The following is a 418-nucleotide window of genomic DNA, read 5'->3' as shown; positions in this document are numbered from 1 at the left end:
GGCGGTGCAGGTAATCCAAAGAGCACCGATGGCATCTATGTAACTTCATACTTCTGGGAGAAAGTCCTCCAGAAGGATAGCTTGTTGGATATTCTGCAAAAGTTCATTAACTACGAAAGAACAGAAAAAAAAGAGACTTTGCCGGACGGTTCCACAAAGAAAACCGTCAGCAGCAAAGTCATTTTCCCACGGTATCACCAGTTGGATGTCGTGCGTCAACTGGTCAATCATGTTAGAACTAATGGTGCTGGACATAACTATCTCATCCAACACAGTGCCGGTTCCGGCAAGTCTAATTCTATCGCTTGGACGGCTTACCGTATGGCCAGCCTCCACAACGAAAATAACGATCCAATTTTTAACAGCGTAATCATTATTACAGACCGCCGTATTCTCGATCAACAGTTGCAGGCCACCG

1 protein-coding gene is annotated in these 418 nt (G+C 45.5%); it reads left to right on the top strand.

Going from position 1 to position 418, the window contains the following annotated elements; translation table 11 throughout:
* Window positions 1–84: 84 nt before the first annotated feature.
* Window positions 85–418: DEAD/DEAH box helicase family protein (locus tag H6B10_RS15475; protein ID WP_345941868.1), on the top strand; the 334-nt coding region annotated here is incomplete at its 3' end.

The sequence above is a fragment of the Gemmiger formicilis genome, from assembly GCF_016901605.1.
In the GTDB taxonomy this organism is placed as follows: Bacteria; Bacillota; Clostridia; order Oscillospirales; family Ruminococcaceae; genus Gemmiger; species Gemmiger formicilis_B.
The sequence above is the reverse complement of the archived record's forward strand: the minus strand, read 5'-3'. Positions and strand labels throughout refer to the sequence as shown.